Genomic DNA, 18,138 nt, shown 5'->3' on the forward strand with positions numbered 1-18,138 from the left:
GGCGTACCCGTCCCGTTGCCGCGCTTCGTCGTCCAGTTCGCTCCCACGATCCCGCGCGCGCCTCGCACGCGCGCATCGATGCAGCCCCGCTTCGCCAGCGCGGGCGCCGGCTCGGCTTCGGGTGTAGGACATCGCGAGGACATCGACTGGCTGCGCGCCATCGCGGTGCTCTCCGTCGTCGCATTCCATTTCGAGGCGCCGGCGATCTTCGGCGGCTTCGTCGGCGTCGACATCTTCTTCGTCATCTCCGGCTACCTGATCACCGGCATCATCGCCGCGGAGATCGGGGCGGGCCGCTTCTCGTTCGTGCAATTCTACGAGCGGAGGGTGCGGCGGCTGCTGCCGGCGCTCTACGCCATGGTGGCGTTCGCGGCGCTCCCGGCGTCGCAGGACATGCTGGGCTCCGAGCGCGCCGAATTCTTCCGTTCCGCGGCCGCCGTCGTCACCTTCACTTCGAACGTCTTCTTCTGGCAGCAGTCGGGCTATTTCGACCACGCCGCGGTGGAGAAGCCGCTGCTGCACGCCTGGTCGCTCGCGGTCGAGGAGCAGTTCTATCTGGTGCTGCCGATCGTGGTCTGGGCCGTGTTGCTGATAGCGCGCGGCCGCAGGCTGGCGCTGACTTTCACGCTGGCGCTGCTGGCTGCCGGCTCGTTCGCGCTCGGTTTGCTGCTGATGCGCGAGGGCGCGTCCGCGAGCGCATTCTTCCTCAGCCCGCCGCGCGCCTGGGAATTCCTGCTCGGCAGCCTGGTCGCGATATCCGGCCTTCACGCACCGCGGCCTGGTCTCGCACGGCGCGGCGCCCGCGCGCTGTCGCTGCTGCTGATGGCGGTGCCGATTCTGGCGCTGCGCCCCGGACCGGGTTTCCCCGGCGTCGACGCGCTGGCGCCATGCCTTGGTGCCGCGCTGTTCCTGTGGAGCGGCGCCGGCGTGGCCAACGTGCCGCGTAGCCCGCTATCGCCGCTCGGCGTGGCGGCGTTCTTCGGCCGCATTTCCTATTCGCTGTATCTGTGGCACTGGCCGTTGTTCGCCTTCGCGCGCTTCGCCAAGCCCGGCCTCGCGCTCGACGGCTGGGAGCGGGTGGCGTTGTTCGCGCTCACGGTCGCAGTCGCCACGCTGTCCTGGCGCTTCATCGAGCAGCCGTTCCGCCATCGCAAACTCGCAGTGACCCCGCGCGCGGCCTTCGGTCTTGCGGCGCTGGCAAGCCTGCTGCTGCTGGCCGGCAGCGGCGTGGGTCTGTTGCGCGCCGGCGCCGTGTCGGACGCCGACCGCGCGGCGCAGCGGCTGGACGCCTACAACGCCTACGACATGAAGCCGGTCTATCGCTACGGCACCTGCTTCACGACGCCGGACGGGCGCGTGCCCGAGGATTGTCTCCGTCCAGTGCCTGGCAAGACCAACTTGCTGCTGTGGGGCGACAGCTTTGCCGCGCACTACTACCACGGCCTCAAGGCCGAGCTCGATCCGGACACCGTCAACATCATGCAGGCGAGCCAGCCCACCTGCATGCCGACCTTCAACGCGGAGACGCAGGGCGTGGCCGCCTGCCGCGCGCTGGCGGCCCAGATGCGCGACTACTTCGCGGCGCACCGGCCCGATCTGGTGGTGATGTCAGCAGATTGGCTCGAAGATGCCCGATCGCCGCGCTTTGCCGGAATGGTGCGCGACCTCAGGTCGACCCTGTCTCGGCTCAGTGATGCCGGCATTCCGGTGGTGCTGCTCGGTCCCTCCGTGCAATTCCGGGCGCGGCTGCCCTCGATGCTGGCGCGCGCCACCTTGCGCGGCATGGCGTCGGATCCCGTTGCGTTCGTCCGATCCGATATCTTTGCGCTGGATCAGGCGATGCAGGCGGCGCTGTCGACGAGCGAAGGCCTGTCCTACATCTCGATCCTGTCGGCGGTCTGCGAGAACGGACGCTGTCCGCTCACGGTCGGAGACGTCCCGCTGTCGTTCGACCACGCGCATCTCACGGCGGCGGGCTCGCAGCTCGTGATGGCCCGGATCGCGCCGCTGCTTCTCCCGAAGACGACCGAGCTCAGCTCACGTCAGCAGGCCGACGATCGCACCCATCAGGCAGGTGGTGAGGGTGCCCGAGACGATTGATTTCAGGCCGAGCGCGTTGATCTCGTCGCGCCGGGTCGGCGCCATGGTGCCGAGGCCGCCGATCATGATGCCGAGGCTGGCGAAGTTGGCGAAGCCGCACATCGCGTACAGCATGATCAGCCGCGCGCGCGGATCGAGCGCGCCTGCATCGAGCTTGGCCAGCTCGACATAGGCGATCAGCTCGTTCAGCACCGTCTTGGTGCCCATCAGGCTGCCGGCCGTGACGGCCTCCGACCACGGCAGGCCCATCAGCCAGCACACCGGCGCCATCACGAGGCCGAGCAGCCGCTGCAGCGAGATGTCGGCGCCGCCGATGGCGGGCAAGAGCGACAGGATCGCGTTGGCGAGATGCACCAGCGCGACCAGCACCAGCAGTAGCGCCACGATGTTCATCAGGAGTTCGAGCCCGGCGCTGGTGCCCTTGACGATCGCGTCCATGGTCGAGGTAGCCTGAGTCCCGGGATCGCCGAGCGCGCCGCCGGTGAGCTGCTTCGACGTCTCCGGCACCATGATCAGGCTGACCAGGATCGACGCCGGCGCGCCGAGCACCGAGGCGATGACGAAATGCGCGGCGGCATCCGGGATCAGTGGCGCCAGCAGCGTGGCGTAGAGCACCAGCACGGTGCCGGCGATGCCGGCCATGCCGCCGGTCATGACGAGAAACAATTCGCTGCGCGTCATCTGCGCCAGATACGGCCGGATGAACAGCGGCGCTTCGACCATGCCGAGGAAGACATTCGCGGCGGTCGACAGGCCGACGGCGCCGCCGACGCCGAGGGTGCGCTCCAGCAGCCAGGCCATGCCGCGCACCAAGGGCGGCAGCACGCGCCAGTAGAACAACAGCGTCGTGATCACGCTCATGACCAGCACGATCGGCAGCGCCTGGAAGGCGAGCACGAAATCGGCACCGGGCGCCTTCAGCTCGAAGGGCAGGGCGCCGCCGCCGACATAGCCGAAGACGAAGGAGGTGCCGGCCCGGGAGGCCGACGAGATGGCGCCCACGACGTCGTTGATGGCGCCGAACGCGCGGGCGACCGCAGGCACCTTGAGCAGGACAATGGCCGTCACGAGCGTCACCACCAGCCCGAGCCCGGCCTGCTTCAACGACACCGCGCGCCGGTTTTCACCGAGCGCCCATGCGATCGCGAGCAGTGCGATTATCCCGAACGCCGATTGCAGCTGAAGCATCAGATCCCCCGAACCCCGTTTCATTATGGGCGCAGGGAACTGCCGCGTGCAATGCCGCGCGGCCATGCGGGGCCCGCGATTGACAAGCAGTGAGGGCTGCGTCACGCAGGCGCCATCATGTCGTCCACCGTCCCGATCGGCGCGCGCGATCTCTTGAAGCAAAGCGCATTCCTGTTCTTCCTGTCGTCCCGCAGCCTGTCGCGCTTTGCGAGCCAGATCGCGGCGGTGGCGATCGGCTGGCAGATCTACGACCTGACCGGGCGCGCCTTCGATCTCGGCATGGTCGGGCTGATCCAGTTCCTGCCAACGGCACTGCTGGTGTTCGTCGCCGGCAGCGCCGCCGACCGATTCCAGCGCAAGCGCGTCGTGCAGCTCTGTCAGCTCGTCGAGGCGCTGACGGCGCTCTATCTGTGCTGGGGCGCTTACGCCGGTCAGCTCGGCGAATTCCAGCTGTTCGCGGCCGTCTTCGTGCTCGGCATTGCCGGCGCCTTCGAAAGCCCGGCCACGGCGGCGCTGCTGCCGCTGATCGCGCCGTCCGGGACCTTGCAGCGGGCCAGCGCGCTGTCCAGCGGTGCAGCGCAGCTCGCGACCATCGCGGGGCCTGCGATCGGCGGCTTCGCCTATGCGGTCGCGCCCGGTGTGCCCTACGGCATCATGATGCTGTTCTGGATCGGAGGCATGGCCCTGACCGGCCTGATGCAGGTGCCTGATGACGTGCCGGCCGAGCGGCTCGAGGGCAGCAAGGACGATCTGTTCGCCGGCGTCCGCTTCATCCGCGCCAATCCGGCGATCCTCGGCACCATCTCGCTCGATCTGTTCGCGGTGCTGCTCGGCGGCGTCACTGCGCTGCTGCCGATCTATGCGCGCGATATCCTCGACACCGGGCCGTTCGGGCTCGGCGTGCTGCGCGCCGCGCCCGCGGTCGGCGCGCTGGCGATGACGGCGGTGCTGGCGCGCTACACCATTCGGCGGCGCGTCGGCCTGCGCATGTTCCAGGCGGTCATCGTGTTCGGTGCGGCGACGGTCGTGTTCGCCGTCTCGCATGTGATGTGGATCTCGGTCGCTGCGCTCGCCGTTCTCGGCGCCGCCGACACCGTCAGCGTCGTGATCCGCTTTTCGCTCGTTCAGCTCGCCACGCCCAACGAGATGCGCGGCCGCGTCGGCGCGGTGAACTTCCTGTTCATCAACGCCTCCAACCAGCTCGGCCAGTTCGAGAGCGGCGTCACCGCCGCGCTGTTAGGGGCCATGCCCGCCGCCATCCTCGGCGGCGTCGGCACCATCGCGATCGCGCTGGCGTGGATGAAGCTGTTTCCGGAGCTGCGGAAGGTGGAGCGGTTGGAGTAGGGCGAGCCGGCTGCGCTCTCTCCGTCATTCCGGGGCATCGCGCAGCGATGAGCCCGGAATCCATCACCATGAGACGTCGTGTGACGAAGATAAATGCCACATCCATCTCGCGCCACACCACCGCGTGTGGCTATGGATTCCGGGCTCGCGCTTCGCGCGCCCCGGAATGACGAGTGGAGAGAGCAGGGAGCGGGATCTGAAAGAAGTGATCACCCCCGTCCCACGAACGGCATCTTCGTCGCCATCACCGTGATGAACAGGACGTTGGCGTCGAGCGGCAGCGAGGCCATGTAGGCGACGGCGTCGCCGACCGCCTTCACGTCCATGCGGGGCTCCGGCATCATGCGGCCGTCGGGCTGCAGCACGCCGCCGACCATGCGCTCGGTCATCGGCGTCTCGGCGTTGCCGATGTCGATCTGGCCGACCGCGATGTCATAGGCGCGGCCGTCGAGGTTCGACGCTTTCGTCAGACCCGTGATCGCGTGCTTCGTCGAGGTGTAGGGCGAGGAGAACGGCCGCGGCGCGTGCGCCGAGATCGAGCCGTTGTTGATGATGCGGCCGCCGCGCGGCGATTGATCCTTCATGATGCGGAAGGCGTGCTGCGTGCACAGGAACGGCGCAGTGAGGTTGGTCGCCACCACCGACTGCCATTGCTGCAGGGTGAGGTCCTCGAATGGCACCGGTGGCGCGCCCATGCCGGCATTGTTGAACAGCACGTCGAGCCGGCCGTAGGTCGACGTCACGGTGTCGAACAGCGCCGCGATCGAGGCGGGGTCCATCATATCGGCGGAGACGGGGAGGCTCATGCCGGCTGGGCCGAGCTTGGCGGTCTCCTCCAGCATCTCCTTGCGGCGACCGGCCAGCACCACGGTGAAGCCGGAGTTCATCAACGCGAGCGATGCGGCGCGGCCGACCCCCGTGCCTGCGCCTGTCACCAGCGCGATCTTCTTTGCCGCTTCAGCCATGTTTCCTCACCTTCAGTTCAAGTGTTTTGCAGTTTCAGTGTTTTGACTCGCTCTGAGTCTTATAGGGCGGCCTTGGAATGTTGTTATGCGCAGCGCGCAGGGCCGCCGACCAGCGCGAGCGGAGATCGTGGAAATAGGGCTCGCCGGCCTCGATGCGATGATTGAGGTCTGCCTCGCAGGCCTCCGCGCGCACGACCAGGACGTCGATCGGCAGGCCGACGCCGAGATTGGAGCGCATCGTCGAGTCCATCGAGATCAGGCCCGTCTTCAGCGCCTCGTAGAGCTCGACGTCGTAATGCATGGCGCGGTCGAGCACCGGCTTGCCGTATTTGTGCTCGCCGATCTGCAAGTACGGCGTGTCGGTGGTGCATTCGATGAAGTTGCCGGCGGTGTAGACCATGAACAGCCGCATCCGCGAGCCCTTGATCTGGCCGCCGAACAGGAACGAGACGTCGAACGAGATGTCCTCGGCCTTCAGGGCCGGCCCTTCGGTGGCGTGCACCATGCGGATCGCCTTGCCGATACGCTGCGCCGCCTGGAACATGGTCGGCGCATTCATCAGCGTCTCCACCTCGCCGGTGTCGGGGTCTTCCATCCCTTCAGTCAAGGTCGATAGGACGGACTGGCTGATGGCGAGATTGCCGGCGCTGGCGACCGCCACGATGCGCTCGCCCGGATTGGAGAAGATGTGCAGCTTGCGGAAGGTCGAGACGTTGTCGAGACCGGCATTGGTTCGGGTGTCCGCGATCATGACGAGGCCGTCACGCACCAGAATTCCGCAGCAATAGGTCATCTCAGTCCCCTCGAGCCATTGCGCGAATTACTAGCGAAAATCGGCCTCCCGTCCACCCCCGCCAATGTCGAAGCCGGAATGAGCGGTCGCTCCACAAAAGGTCGTCATTCCGGGGCGGAGCGAAGCGACGAGCCCGGAATCCATCCCTCCGTGCATTCTGCCGCCCGATGGATTCCGGGCACGCGCTTCGCGCGCCCCGGAACGACACCATGGCTGGAGCGCGCGTTCCAGAATTCAGGACTGCCGCTGCGACTGGGATTGCGACGGACCGCCGCGGCCGACCTGCTCGACCTTCACTTTCACGGTGAGCGTCTCGGTGCCGCCGCCATAGCGTGTGCCGCGCACCGGCGCCGCGCCGAGATAATCGAGTCCGATCGCGACCCGGACATGAGCGTCGGTGGTGCAGATGCAGTTGGCGGCGTCGAAACCGACCCAGCCGAGATCCGGTACATAGGCTTCCGCCCAGGCATGGCCGGCCTCCTGGTGCACTGCACCATCGGAACGCAGGAAGTGGCCGGATACGAAACGCGCGGGAATGCCGGCGGCGCGCGCGCAGGCGATGAAGATATGCGCATAGTCCTGGCAGACGCCGCGCTTCAGCACGAAGGCTTCCGCCGCCGAGGTGCCGCTGTGGGTCGGATCCTCGTCGAAGGTCATGTGCTCGTAGACCTGCATCATCAGCGTGTGCAGGAGGCCGAGTACGTCGCTCTCCGACTCCGCGCGCAGATCGCGCACGACGGCGGCCATGGCCGCATTTGCGGCCGTGAGCGGCGTCTGCCGGAGGAAGAAGCTGGGTGGGAAGCGTTCGTCCGCTCCCTTCAGCACGCCGCCGGTGTCGTGGGTCTCGACCAGTCCTTCGGCGGTGATCGTGAGGTCCTCGAGCGCGCCATGCGTGATCACGTGGGTGACGTTGCCGAATGCGTCCTCGTGCATGTCGAGGCGGGAATCGGTCGACACGTCGATCTGCCACTCCGCCACATATTGGCCGTCATTGCTGCCGGGCGTCATGCGGATGATCTGGATCGCGCCGGTCGCCGCCGGCTCGTAGCGGTAGGTGGTGGAATGGGAGATACGCAGGCGCATGGCGGTCGACCAGTCTTCGTCAGATGTGCTGTCCGCGGTAGCTCGTTTCACCTCTCCCTGAAAGGGGGAAGGAGGATCCGTCGGGCGGAGGGCAGGGGGCCGGGTGCCGGACGTGGTCTCGCAGTCACAGTCCGACGGCCGCCCATCGCCGTATTCGCCGCGCTCCAGGCGCTCAGATCAGATACTGCTTGGTGATGATCTCTCCGAGCCGTGAATTGTCGGCGATGAACTCCTGGATGAACTCGTGCACGCCGCGCTGGAAAATGTCGTCCATGTTGGAGTGGTCGAGCCGGTTGCGGACGCCGCGGGCATGGCGCTGCGCCGCCCCCTGGCGGCCATAGGCGACGCCAATCTGGTCGAGATTGCGGACGAGGTTGCCGTAGCAGCTCGCCAGCGAGCGCGGCAGCGTGTCGTTGAGGATCAGCAGGTCCGCGATCAGCCAGGGCTTCAGCGTCTCGCGATAGACCCAGTGATAGGCCGTGAGGGCCGAGACCGAACGCAGGATCGAGGTCCACTGATAATAGTCCAGCGGGCCGCCGACATGCTCCTCCTCGGGCAGTAACACGTGATATTTGACGTCGAGGATGCGGGCGGTGTTGTCGGCGCGCTCCAGATGCAGCCCGAGCCGCGAGAACCAGTAGGCGTCGTTGCGCAGCATGGTCCGGTAGGCCGAGCCGTCGAAGCGCAGCGAGGTTTCCTGCACGAAGCGCAGGAAGCGCGCCAGCTCCTCGCGCGTCTTGGTGCCCTTGCTCCAGACCTCCTGGAGCTCGATCCAGGAGCCGTTGAGGGTGTCCCACATCTCCGACGTCAGCGCCGTCCGCACCGAGCGGGCGTTGAGGCGGGCGGCCTCGATGCAGTTCTTGATCGAGGACGGGTTCGACTGGTTGAACGAGAGATATTCGACGACGTTCTGCTCGTTGGCCTCGGAGTAATGCTCGTAGAAGCTGACGTTGACGCCGGCGGTCATCAGCGCCGATTCCCACTCATTGGTCTTGCCGATATAGGCCGCGGGAAGCGCCGTGACGCGCAGGGTGGCGTCGATGGTGCGGGCGAGGTACTCGGCGCGCTCGACGTAGCGGGCCAGCCAGTACAGATTTTCGGCGGTGCGCGACAGCATGGGCAATCTATGAGGTGCGATGTGAACCCGCCCCGGCGAGGGGGAAGGCATGCACGGGAACGAAGCGCGTGAAGCGAGGGCGGCGAGGCTTACTCATCCAGCACCCATGTGTCCTTGGTGCCGCCGCCCTGGCTGGAATTCACCACCAGCGAGCCTTCCTTCAGCGCCACGCGGGTGAGGCCGCCGGGCACGATGGTGGTGCGGTCGCGGCCGGTCAGCACGAACGGGCGCAAATCGACATGGCGCGGTGCCAGCCCTGACGTGACGCAGGTCGGGCAGGTCGACAGCGCCAGCGTCGGCTGCGCGATGAAGCCCTCCGGCTCGCGCTTCAGCTTGTCGCGGAACGCCTCGATGGTCGCCTTGGTGGCGGCCGGGCCGATCAGCATGCCGTAGCCGCCGGAGCCGTGAACCTCCTTGACGACGAGCTCGCCGAGATGGTCGAGCACGTAGGACAGATCCTGCGGCTCACGGCAGCGCCAGGTCTGCACGTTCTTCAGGATCGGCTCCTCGCCGAGATAGAACTTCACGACATCGGGCATGTAGGAGTAGATCGCCTTGTCGTCGGCGATGCCGGTGCCGACCGCGTTGGCGAGCGTCACGTTGCCGGCAACATAGGCCGACATCAGGCCGGGCACGCCGAGCGCCGAATCCGGGCGGAAGGTGAGGGGGTCGAGGAAGTCGTCGTCGACGCGGCGGTAGATCACGTCGACCCGCTTCAGCCCCTCGGTAGTGCGCATGAACACCTCGTCGTTCTTGACGATGAGGTCGCGGCCCTCGACCAGCTCGATGCCGAGCTTGTCGGCCAGGAACGAGTGCTCGTAATAGGCGGAGTTGTAGATGCCCGGCGTCATCAGCGCTACCGTCGGCTCGGCCGAGGCGCTGAGCGGCGCCACCGAGCGCAACGCCGACAGCAATTCGTCCGGATAGCGCTCGACCGGCGCGACGCGGTGGCGCGCGAACAGGTCCGGAAACAGCCGCATCATGATCTCGCGGTTTTCCAGCATGTAGGACACGCCCGACGGCGTGCGCGCGTTGTCCTCGAGCACGATGAAGTCGTTGGCGTCGACGCGGACGATGTCGATGCCGGCGATATGGACGTAGACGTCGTGCGGCACGTCCTGGCCGTTCATCTCCGGGCGGAACACCGGGTTCTGGAAGATCAAGTCATCCGGGATGACGTTGGCGCGGAGGATGTCCCGGCCATGATAGATGTCGCGCAGGAACATGTTCAGCGCCTTGACGCGCTGCTTCAGTCCCTTCTCCAGCAGGGTCCATTCCTTGCCCGAGAGGATGCGCGGGATGACGTCGAACGGGATCAGCCGCTCCTGCGCCTCCGCCTCGCCGTAGACCGCGAAGGTGATGCCGATTCGCCGGAACAACAGCTCCGCTTCGTGGCGGCGATACTCTAGCGCCTCCGGCGGCGTTTCCTTCAGCCACCGCGACAGCTCCTGATACGCCTGACGGACCTCGCCGCCCGGCCCGTTCATTTCGTCGAACGCAACTGCCATAGATGCCCGTGTGTCCCAGCCTCGCCATACACTGCATGACTCCTCGGGATGGTAGCAAGGGGCGGGCCAGCGCGATATGCATTCTCCTGCGGCATTTCGTGGGGGGGTGCGAAGGCCGTGCCCGAAAAACCGGCTGCGTGGTGCTCAAATCCGCGGCATAGACTGCGACGTTCCGGATGACATTGGCGCCGTGGCGGGCCAAAAGAGACGACAGATGCGAGGAGAAACCATGAGCGAGATCGTCACCGCGGGGTTGCTGGTCATCGGCGACGAGATCCTGTCCGGCCGCACCAAGGACAAGAACATCGGCTTCATCGCCGAATACCTCACCAATCTCGGCATCGACCTCAAGGAGGTCCGGGTGGTCTCCGACGACGAGCCGGACATCATCGCGGCGCTCGATGCGCTGCGGCATCACTACACCTATGTGTTCACCACCGGCGGCATCGGTCCGACCCATGACGACATCACCGCGGATGCGATCGCCAAGGCGTTCGGCGTCGGCATCGACCACCATCCCGAGGTGGTGGCGCGCTTCCGCGAGCGCTGGAGCGAGCAGGAGCTCAACGAGGCGCGGCTGCGCATGGCGCGCATCCCCGACGGCGCCGAGCTGATCCAGAGCGCCACCATCCTGGCGCCCGGCTTCAAGCTCGGCAACGTCATCGTCATGGCCGGCGTGCCGTCGATCATGCAGGCGATGATGGACATCGTCGCGCCGAAGCTGAAATCGGGCGTGCGCATGCTGTCGGAGACCGTGCGCGCCAATGCCCGCGAGGGCGATATCGGCGGCCCCCTGCGCGAGATCGCCAAGGCGCACCCCGAGACCATCATCGGCAGCTATCCCTTCATCGACGAGGACCAGAAGCCGAACACGCATCTGGTGGTGCGCTCGCGCGACCAGGACAAGCTGTCGGCCGCGATGGCGGCCGTGAAGGAGATGCTCGCCGGGCTGAATGTGACGCGCTAAAGCAGGTGCAGCTTTCGAGAACTCACGGACGAGATGAGATGCCAGACAAGACTTTGAGTGCAGAGGAGCGCGCGGGCCGGGCCTTCCCGGTGTCCTGGGACCAGTTTCATCGCGATTGCCGGGCGCTGACCTGGCGGCTGAACGAGATCGGGCCGTTTCATGCCGTCGTGGCCATCACCCGCGGCGGACTGGTGCCGGCGGCGATCGTGGCGCGCGAGCTTGGCGTGCGCGTCATCGATACGATCTGCATCGCGAGCTATGACCACACCAAGCAGGGCGAGCTGCAGGTCCTGAAGGGCATCTCGGCCGACACGGCGCAACTCGGCGGCGGCACCGGCAAGGGGCTCCTGATCGTCGATGATCTCGTCGATACCGGCAAGACCGGACGCATGGTCCGCGAGATCCTCCCCGACGCCCATTTCGCCACCGTCTACGCCAAGCCGAAGGGCCGGCCGCTGGTCGACACCTTCATCACCGAGGTGTCGCAGGACACCTGGATCTTCTTCCCCTGGGACACCGCGCTGTCGTTCGCGCCGCCGCTGCGCGACGGGGCGGCGTAAGCCCGGAGAGTGGCGAATAGGGAGTAGCGAATAGGGAATTCGGGTGGGCGAGGCGTTCGCTATTCGCTACTCCCCATTCGCTATTCGCCAGCCGAAGGCTCGCCATGCCGCTGCAGAACCGCGTCACGCCGATGGGCGATATCGTCGCCGCGCCGCATCGCGGCCTCTTCACCGGAAATCGCGGCATCATCCACGACCCCGCGACGAAGACGCTGTTGCGGAAGCGCTGGTCGAGCCCCGCCTGGCTGGTCTGCCTGTGCGAGTTTCGCGGCAAGCGCCGAAAGGTCATGGCAACGCAAAGCTGGACCGAGCTGTTCTTCCTTGACGAGGCGACCGCGCTCGCCGCCGGCCATCGCCCCTGCTTCTATTGCCGGCGCGACGACGCCAAGAGGTTTCGCGCCGCATGGCAAGAGGGCAACGGCGTCGGGGCTCTGCGCATCTCCGAGATTGATCGCGTGCTCCATCGCGAGCGCCTCGATCGCGGTCGCAAGCGCCTGCATCCGCTGCCGACGCCGCTCGCCGCCTTGCCTGACGGGGCCATGGTGCAGGCAGGCGAGGAGAGCTTTCTGATCCGAAAAGGCAGGGCGCTGCCCTGGTCGGCGGCGGGCTATGACGCGCCACGCGCAGGGATCACCGACGCGTTGCTGTTGACCCCGCCCTCGACGCTGCGCGCGATCAAGGCGGGCTACGCGCCGGTGCTGCATCCGAGCGCGATGACCGTCGGGTGATCGGGGCGCCGTGCGGATGTGCCGCGCGGAGCTCCGCGCGTCACCACGTGTAGCGCACGATGCCCTTGCCGGCGTAGCTGCGGGTCACATCCGAGAACTCGCCCTCGAAGCTCGCGGCGGCCGACCAGCCATTCCGCCACTTCATTTCAGCGGAGACCGTGGTCAGCGCTGAATTCTGCGCCTGCCGCGCGCCGTTGACGACGAAGGATGCGCCCGGAAGGGTCTGGAACGTGGCCCCGGCCGACCGGCTGGGGTTGAAGTCATAGGCCCAGGCGAAGCGGCTGCGCAGCGTGAAAACGCCGTCAGCCAGCGCATAGGCCTTGTCGGTGCGCAGGCCCAGCTCCGACCGCGTATCGGTGACGTTCTGCGATCCAAAGCGCAGCGCGAAGGTATTGGCGCCGGAGACCGCATTCTCCGCATAGCCCGGCAGGCTGAACGTCGTGAACTGCGCCGCGGCGTAGGGCGTGATCCCGAACCCCATCCAGGGCGACACGAAGCGATAGCCGCCCTCGACCCGGCCGGCAAAGGTGTTGGCGTCGAAGTTGGCGCGCAGCTGGTCAACGCCGGCCACGGTCACGGTGCGGTTGGTGGTGATGTTCTGCCAGCCATAGGCCAATGCCGCGGAGATATAGGCCGGGCCGACCGTGTGCCGGACGAAGGCGCCGGCCTGGAACAGGTCGGACCGGCCGCTGCCGCCATTGGCGACGCTGAACGTGGTGCCGCCGCCGGCCATCGAGAACCCGGCGATCGTGGACGGCGAGAAGCGGTAGTCGGCGCCGACGGCCGTGCCGTAGATGTTGCTGGTGGTATTGTTGGACCCGAGCGCGGTGTTGCCATCAGTGGTCTGCGAGCCGCCGAAGCCGGCTGCCCACACGCTCCAGCCCGGCCTGACCACGGGCGCGGCCGGCGCCTTGGTGTAGATCGCGGCCAGCGCATCGTTCGGATTGCGCTTGGACGCAAAAGCAAGCGTCTCCTCCGCGTAGCCGATCGCGCCGCTGGGCGCAGAGCCCTGGTCGCCGCGGCCGCCGATGAACGGATCGGTCATGACGCCCATGAATTGCGTCATCGCATTGAACGTCGTCTGCTGCGAGCCGGTCGCGGTCTCGCCCGAGATCTGCGTCAGCCCCGCTGGCGTCAGCCCGGTGAAGACGACGGGAATGCTGCCGTTCGTGTTGAAGTAGTTGCTGAGCGCGTTGCTGACGTTCTGCTGGTTGATGTTCCCCGACGAGCTCATCGTCAGATTGAGGAAGGCGTTGTTGGCGTCGTAGCTCAACGTCGCGCTGAAGCCCGCCGGCAGGTTGGTGTTGGTGACGCCGCCGAAGGTGCCGCTGACGCCGCCGGTGGCGGTGAGAATGGTGTATTGCTTGGAGATGTAGCTGCCGTTTGCGAAGGTCGCGGTGACGGCGGCGCCCCCGAGCGTCGCAGTGCCGGTGACGGTGGCGAACGACGCCGTGCTCGGATTCACCTGCACCAGGTATTGCGCGCCCGACTGGAACGCGAGGTTGCCGACGATAGCCATGGAGGACGCCGGGGTGCCGTTGCCCGGCGCGAACGAACCTGAGATCGTCGCGTTGGCGCCGGTGACGGTGCCATCTCCGCTCAGCGTGCCGAACGTCTTGTTGAAGCCGTTGAGATCCAGCGTGGCGCCGGACAGCACGCTGAACACCGTGCTGGCGCCGAACGCGCCGGCCGAGCCCGCGCGCAGCGTACCTGCGTCGACATTGGTCGCGCCGGTGTAGGTGTTGGTGCCCGAGAGCAGCAGGATGCCGCCGCCCGCCTTCACCAGGGTGCCGGCGGAAGCGCCGTTGCCGACGATGCCTTGCAACGTGGTCGTGGTCGCGCTGGCTATGTCGATCGTCGACAGCCCGGCAATCTTGAAGTCGCGGCCGTTGGCGAACGTCGTCGTGCCGGTGACCGCCAATGTGCCGCCGTTGGAAATGATCACGTCGTTGGCGACGTTGCCGAGATTGGCGGTGGCGCCGACCGAGAGCGTGCCGGCGCTGATGTTGACGTTGCCGGTGAACGTATTGGTCGCCGACAGCACCAACGTGCCGATGCCGGTCTTGTTGATCGCCGTGTTGACGCCGCCGGTCGTCAGTCCGGTGCCGCCGATGGAGTCGCCGTAGGTCACGGTGCCGCCGGACACGCTGATATTGGCCGTCACGCCGCTCAGGAAGATGCCGGCGCCCTGCGCTGCACCGGCCGCTGCCGAAAACCCGTTGATGGCGCTTGGCCCGATGCCGATGCCGGGGGTGCCGGCGGCGCCACCGGTGACGGTGTTGCCCGAAATCGGCGAGTCGAGAATCGTCAGCGTGCCGCCGGTGGCGACATAGATGGCGCCGCCATTGGCTGCGCCGCCATTGCCGCCGGCGCCGCCGTCGGAGCCGGGCCCAGGCCCGCCCGCGCCGCTGGCATTCGTCGCGCCGTCGCCGCCGGTGCCGCCGTTGCCGCCATTGGCGTTGCCGGTGCCGCCCGGATTGTTGTTGGTGTAGGTGTTGCTGTTGGTGGTGCCTGAGCCGCCGCCGCCACCGCCGCCGTCGCCGAGCGCGGCGCCCGCGGTGCCGGCCGTGCCTTGCGTGCCGGTATGTCCGCCGGTGCCGCCCGCGCCGCCGCCGCCGCTGGCACCGCCGTTGTTCGCGGCACCGCCCGCGCCGCCGTTGCCGCCATTCACCGGGTCGGCCGCCGCATTCTGTGCGCTGCCGCCATTGCCGCCGGCGCCACCGGTGGCGCTGTTGCTGGTGAAGGTCACCGCGGCGATCGTGACGTTGGCGCCGCTGCCGACCAGCAGGCCGCCGCCGGCACCGAGACCGCCACCGCCGCCGCCGCCGGAGCCATAGGCCAGACCGCCGCTATAATAGCCGTTCTGGCCGTTCTGGCCGTTGCCGCCGATCGCGGCCGTGTTGGTGATCGCCAGGCTGGAGATGTTCACGGTCGGCGCGTTGGCACCGTTGACGACGATGCCCTGAAACGAGGAGGCGCCGTTGATCGTCTGGCCGTTGCCGGTGATGTTCACCGTGACGTTGCTGTTGGCGGCCTGCAGTTGCGCAAGCGAGCTCGACAGCGTGAAGCCGCTGGTGATGTTGATGGTGACGGTCGAGTTGGCGCCGGCGGCCGCGACCGCTGCCACCGCCGTATTCCAGTCGGTCTGGTTGGCGACATCGATCGCCAGGGCCTGGGTGCTCAACATGGTGCCCGCAAGAAGAACCGAGAGGGTCAGCCAGCGCCGCGACTTCGGCGCAGCAAACATCGTTCTCGCAAGGCAAGCCATTGCATTCCCCAATAATGAAAGCGGAGGTCAGATACGAACTGGATTAAGCAGCAAAAAATTCACGCCACACTTGTGGCCAAGAAATGAAATGTTAGGACACATACTGTCAAGCGCAGCAAAGACACACAGCGTCGGGAATGTTGTGCGTCTGGTATTTTGCTACCAAGGATAGATTTTCCGCATCCGGCGACCGTGATCGATGATCGCTGCGATCTGCCGCAAAACACAGAGCAGTGCATATGAAAGGCTGACGTGGCCATCGCGGCGGTCGTGCAGGGGCAGCAAAGGCGCGGCCGTGCTGTTGCGACGAATCGCGCGTGGTGAGGCCGTGCTCACCTCGGATGCGCTCTTACTTTGATTCCAGGCCCGTGTGCGTGTCGCCTCCCGGCGCGATCGCGATTGAGCCAGGGCCCCGAGCGCGATGCCTCGGGGGGCGGCGAGCCGTCGACGCCCTTGCCTCGGGTCTGACCTGACATCTGAGTCAGGCAAACCTTTGCCGTGCCAGCTTTGCGCCGGTGCCGAGCGCCATCAGCTTGGCCTCGGCGATCTCGCGCCGCATCGGCGCCATGCCGCAATTGGTGGTGGCGATGATGTTCTCCTTCGGCACCACCTTCATGACGTCCTCGAGGGTCTTGCAGACGTCCTCGGCGGTCTCGATCGCGTCGCTGGCGACGTCGATGACGCCGGCCTGCACGATCTTGTTCTTGAGCAGGCCGAGCAGCTCGATCGGCACCTTCGAATTGCGGCATTCGACGGCGACCTGCTGGATGGTGCTGGCGTCGATGACCGGGAAGGTCTCCTCATACTGCCGCCACTCGCCGCCCAGCGTCTCCTTCCAGTCGGTGTTGGCCTTGATGCCGTAGCCGTAGCAGATGTGCACGGCAGTCGGGCAGGTCAGCCCTTCGGCGGCGCGCTCCAACGCCTTGATGCCCCAGTCGCGCACCTCGTCCATGTAGACGTTGAAGGCGGGCTCGTCGAACTGGATCATGTCGATGCCGTCGTCGTGCAGCGCCTTGGCCTCCTGGTTCAGCAGCTCGGCGAAGGCGAACGCCATCTTCACACGGTCGCCGTAGTAATTGTCGGCGATGGTGTCGATGATGGTCATCGGTCCGGGCAGCGTGAACTTCAGCGCGCGCGTGGTGTGCGTGCGCGCGATCCGCGCCTCGTCGCCATGGACGCGGCCCTTCAGCGACAGCGGCGCCACCACCTGCGGTACCATCGCCTTGTAGCGGTCCTTGCGGATGCCCATCTCGACCTTGTGGGCGAAGTCGATGCCCTCGACACGTTCCAGGAAACCGTGCACGAAATGCTGGCGCGACTGCTCGCCCTCGGTGAGGATGTCGATGCCGGAATCCTCCTGCAGCTTCAGCGCCAGGATCGTCGCATCGCGCTTGGCACGCGCCAGCTCCTCGCCCTTCGACTTCCACGGAGCCCACAGCACGTTGGGCTCGGCCAGCCATTCCGGCTTCGGCAGCGAGCCTGCGATGGTCGATGGAAACAGCATGGTCGAACTCTCCAGCATAAAGGCGGTCAGGCTTGAGCGCCTGTCTGCCATGGCTTACCCTTCAGGTACAGAAGAACGAAGCCGCCTCGCGTGTTCCGCAGCGCGGCATAATGGTCCGGGGAAGGAATCGTGGAAGGATGATCGATCTCCATTATGCGCCGACGCCGAACGGCTGGAAGATCTCGATCATGCTCGAGGAACTCGGGCTGCCCTATACCGTCATTCCCGTCGACATCCGCGCCGGCGACCAGTTCAAGCCGGAGTTCCTGGCGATCAGCCCGAACAACCGGATTCCCGCGATCGTCGATCACGCGCCGGCCGACGGCGGCGCGCCGTTCCCGGTGTTCGAGACCGGTGCCATCCTGATCTATCTCGCCGACAAGACCGGCCGTTTCCTGCCGCAGGAGACGCGGGCGCGCTCGCGTGTCATCCAATGGGTGATGTGGCAGATGGCCGGACTGGGACCGATGATGGGGCAGCACGGCCATTTCGCGCTCTATGCGGCTGAGAAGATCCCTTACGCGATCCAGCGCTACCGCGACGAGGTGGCCAGGCTGTTCCACGTGCTCGACGTGCAGCTCGGCAAGACCGGCGCCTATGTCGCCGGCGACGACTATTCGATCGCGGACATCGCCTGCTTTCCCTGGATGATGACGCACAAGGCCCAGGGATTCACGCTCGACGACTATCCCGACATCCAGCGCTGGTACGCGGACCTGCGCGCGCGGCCCAAGCTGCAGGCGGGGCTGGCGATCGGCAAGTTCGTCAAGGAGCCGTTCAACGAGCAGTCGCGTCATGTGATGTTCGGCGCGCGCGCGAAGGAGATGACGGGGCGGTCGTGAGCGAGCTCCGCGGCATCGCGAGGAGCATGGGGATCAGCCATCCAGACCGTATGTTGCAGCCCCTGGATTGCTTCGTCGCTACGCTCCTCGCAATGACGGAAAGAGTGGTTTGCACCAACTCTCTCCGTCATTGCGAGCGAAGCGAAGCAATCCAGGGCCACGACCACACTC

General features: G+C 66.6%; 14 protein-coding genes. 6 read left to right on the forward strand and 8 right to left on the reverse strand.

Annotated elements, in window-relative coordinates:
- Positions 1-78 precede the first annotated feature (78 nt).
- Positions 79-2,100, forward strand: a complete 2,022-nt coding sequence (locus QX041_RS03235) for an acyltransferase family protein (protein WP_316164467.1) — start codon at positions 79-81, stop codon at positions 2,098-2,100.
- Here the strand turns inward: QX041_RS03235 and QX041_RS03240 are convergent.
- The gene (locus tag QX041_RS03240) at positions 2,038-3,288 is read right to left on the reverse strand and encodes a NupC/NupG family nucleoside CNT transporter (protein WP_315749407.1); all 1,251 of its coding nucleotides are present in this window, start codon (positions 3,286-3,288) and stop codon (positions 2,038-2,040) included. The genes QX041_RS03235 and QX041_RS03240 overlap by 63 nt on opposite strands.
- 117 nt (positions 3,289-3,405) lie before the next feature.
- Here QX041_RS03240 and QX041_RS03245 point away from each other — a divergent pair, with 117 nt between their 5' ends.
- Positions 3,406-4,632 (forward strand): MFS transporter, encoded by a 1,227-nt coding sequence (locus QX041_RS03245; protein ID WP_315749409.1) that lies wholly within the window; start codon positions 3,406-3,408, stop codon positions 4,630-4,632.
- 209 nt (positions 4,633-4,841) lie between these two features.
- Here QX041_RS03245 and QX041_RS03250 read toward each other — a convergent pair whose 3' ends face one another.
- The 5 genes from QX041_RS03250 to QX041_RS03270 all read right to left on the reverse strand — a co-directional run bounded on the left by QX041_RS03250 (position 4,842) and on the right by QX041_RS03270 (position 10,098).
- Complete coding sequence (locus tag QX041_RS03250) at positions 4,842-5,597, reverse strand: SDR family oxidoreductase (protein ID WP_316164468.1); 756 nt, start codon at positions 5,595-5,597, stop codon at positions 4,842-4,844.
- Positions 5,598-5,631: 34 nt separating this feature from the next.
- Positions 5,632-6,390 carry a peptidase gene (locus QX041_RS03255; RefSeq protein ID WP_315714729.1) on the reverse strand — a complete coding sequence of 253 codons (759 nt, stop codon included), beginning with the start codon at positions 6,388-6,390 and terminating at the stop codon, positions 5,632-5,634.
- Between the two features lie 234 nt (positions 6,391-6,624).
- Positions 6,625-7,473 carry a transglutaminase family protein gene (locus QX041_RS03260; protein WP_315749412.1) on the reverse strand — a complete coding sequence of 283 codons (849 nt, stop codon included), beginning with the start codon at positions 7,471-7,473 and terminating at the stop codon, positions 6,625-6,627.
- A gap of 172 nt (positions 7,474-7,645) precedes the next feature.
- Positions 7,646-8,590 (reverse strand): alpha-E domain-containing protein, encoded by a 945-nt coding sequence (locus QX041_RS03265; protein WP_315714727.1) that lies wholly within the window; start codon positions 8,588-8,590, stop codon positions 7,646-7,648.
- An 89-nt stretch (positions 8,591-8,679) separates the two neighbouring features.
- Entirely contained in the window at positions 8,680-10,098 is a 1,419-nt protein-coding gene (locus QX041_RS03270; RefSeq protein WP_315749414.1) for a circularly permuted type 2 ATP-grasp protein, read from the reverse strand.
- A 229-nt stretch (positions 10,099-10,327) separates the two neighbouring features.
- Here QX041_RS03270 and QX041_RS03275 point away from each other — a divergent pair, with 229 nt between their 5' ends.
- The 3 genes from QX041_RS03275 to QX041_RS03285 all read left to right on the forward strand — a co-directional run bounded on the left by QX041_RS03275 (position 10,328) and on the right by QX041_RS03285 (position 12,353).
- Entirely contained in the window at positions 10,328-11,065 is a 738-nt protein-coding gene (locus QX041_RS03275) for a competence/damage-inducible protein A (RefSeq protein ID WP_316164469.1), read from the forward strand.
- A 38-nt stretch (positions 11,066-11,103) separates the two neighbouring features.
- Positions 11,104-11,625, forward strand: a complete 522-nt coding sequence (gene gpt, locus QX041_RS03280) for a xanthine phosphoribosyltransferase (RefSeq protein WP_315714724.1) — start codon at positions 11,104-11,106, stop codon at positions 11,623-11,625.
- Positions 11,626-11,729: 104 nt separating this feature from the next.
- Entirely contained in the window at positions 11,730-12,353 is a 624-nt protein-coding gene (locus tag QX041_RS03285; RefSeq protein ID WP_316164470.1) for a hypothetical protein, read from the forward strand.
- Between the two features lie 40 nt (positions 12,354-12,393).
- Here the strand turns inward: QX041_RS03285 and QX041_RS03290 are convergent, their stop codons facing one another.
- Positions 12,394-15,600, reverse strand: coding sequence for an autotransporter domain-containing protein (locus tag QX041_RS03290; RefSeq protein WP_316164471.1), 3,207 nt, complete (start codon positions 15,598-15,600; stop codon positions 12,394-12,396).
- A gap of 502 nt (positions 15,601-16,102) precedes the next feature.
- Complete coding sequence (locus QX041_RS03295; RefSeq protein WP_315714721.1) at positions 16,103-17,125, reverse strand: methionine synthase; 1,023 nt, start codon at positions 17,123-17,125, stop codon at positions 16,103-16,105.
- 137 nt (positions 17,126-17,262) lie between these two features.
- On the opposite strand from QX041_RS03295, the gene QX041_RS03300 reads away from it, so the two are divergent.
- Positions 17,263-17,967, forward strand: a complete 705-nt coding sequence (locus tag QX041_RS03300; RefSeq protein ID WP_315749420.1) for a glutathione binding-like protein — start codon at positions 17,263-17,265, stop codon at positions 17,965-17,967.
- Positions 17,968-18,138: the final 171 nt, after the last annotated feature.

The organism is Bradyrhizobium sp. SZCCHNRI2009 (genome assembly GCF_032485115.1).
In the GTDB taxonomy this organism is placed as follows: Bacteria; Pseudomonadota; Alphaproteobacteria; order Rhizobiales; family Xanthobacteraceae; genus Bradyrhizobium.